The sequence below is a fragment of the Nonomuraea sp. KM90 genome, assembly GCF_052246675.1.
GTDB lineage: Bacteria > Actinomycetota > Actinomycetes > Streptosporangiales > Streptosporangiaceae > Nonomuraea.
Genome location: NZ_JBQQCB010000346.1, coordinates 1 through 1,621, shown reverse-complemented (window position 1 = coordinate 1,621; position 1,621 = coordinate 1). Strand labels below are relative to the sequence as shown.

Here is a 1,621-nt window from a genome sequence, read left to right as displayed (position 1 = left end):
CGGCTCTGGCCCGTAATCGGTGGTGGCGTTGAGTGAACAGCTGCCAGGCTGGGTCGTGCTCAAGATCGACGATCTTACGGATGTGGTGTTTTCGGGCCTGTCTGCCCTGGTCATCGAGGGCGTGAAGGACGAGAACGATCTCATTCGGGTCATGACCCGTACTCGCGACGAGCCAGTGCCATGCCCGGTGTGCGGGACGCCGACCGCTCGAGTGCACGGCTACTACTATCGGACGGTCACCGACGTCCCGGTTGACGGGCGGCCGGTGGTGGTGTCGGTCCAAGTACGGCGCCTACTCTGCCCGGCATGGGGATGTCCCCGGCAGACGTTCCGTGAGCAGGTACCCGGGCTGCTCGAGCGCTACCAGCGTCGAACACGCAGGCTCACCGGCCAACTGGGCGCGGTGGTCACCGAGTTGGCCGGCCGGGCAGGCGCTCGGCTCTCGGCGGTCCTGGCCGTCACGGTCTCCAGATCCACGGCACTGCGCCTGCTGATGCAGCGGCCGCTACCACCACTGCGGATCCCGCGCGTGCTGGGTGTCGATGACTTCGCGCTCAAGCGCCGCCACCGGTATGCCACCATCCTCACCGACGCCGAGACCGGCGAGCGGATCGACGTCCTATCCGGCCGCGGCGCCGATGCCCTGGAGTCGTGGCTGCGCTCCCACCCCGGGGTCGAGATCGTCTGCCGTGACGGATCGGGCGCCTACGGCGAGGCGATTCGACGTGCTCTGCCGGATGCGGTGCAGGTCGGGGACAGGTGGCACCTGTGGGCGAATTTCTGCGACAAGACGCTGGCTGAGGTTCGTTCCCACAGCGCCTGCTGGGCCACGGTCAACCCGCCCCGGCCCGCCGGGGTGCGCGAACAGAGCACCCGCGAGCGCTGGCGGCAGATCCACGACCTGCTGGACAAGGGCGTCGGCCTCCTGGAGTGCGCCCGCCGGCTGAACTTGTCTCTCAACACCGTCAAGCGCTACGCCCGCACCCGCGAACCCGAAGCCCTACGCCGCGCTCCACGCTACCGTCCCACCCTCGTCGATCCCTACCGTGATCACCTGCGCGAACGACGCGCCGCCGACCCAGCCGTTCCCGTGCAGCAGTTGTTCCGCGAGATCAAACAGCTCGGCTACACCGGCAGCCTCAACCTGCTCTACCGCTACATCACCCAAGGCCGAGCCGAAGGAGAACGGCCCGTCATCACCCCGCGCCGCCTGGCCCGTCTCCTGCTCACCCACCCCGACCGGCTACGCGACAGCGACACCCAGCTGGTGCGGGAACTCACCGCCGCCTGTCCCGAACTGACCGCCCTTGCCCGCCTGGTCCGCGATTTCGCCGCACTCCTCACCCCAGCCGAAGGCAACGACGCCAAGCTCACCACCTGGATCACCACCGTCCGAGCCGAGGATCTGCCCCATCTGCACGGCTTCGCCAACGGCATCGAACTCGATCGCGACGCCGTGAACGCCGCCCTCACCCTCCCGCACCACAACGGCCGAACCGAAGGCGTCAACACCCGCACGAAGAAGATCATGCGCCAGATGCACGGCCGTGCCGGGTTCGACCTTCTGCGCCACCGCATCCTGCTGCAGTGAAGATCACTCAACGCCACCACCGATTACGGG

General features: G+C 68.0%; 1 protein-coding gene. It reads left to right on the top strand.

The features are described from left to right. Positions 1-55: 55 nt before the first annotated feature. Complete coding sequence (locus ACTWPW_RS64095; protein ID WP_443175024.1) at positions 56-1,591, top strand: ISL3 family transposase; 1,536 nt, start codon at positions 56-58, stop codon at positions 1,589-1,591. Positions 1,592-1,621 lie beyond the last annotated feature (30 nt).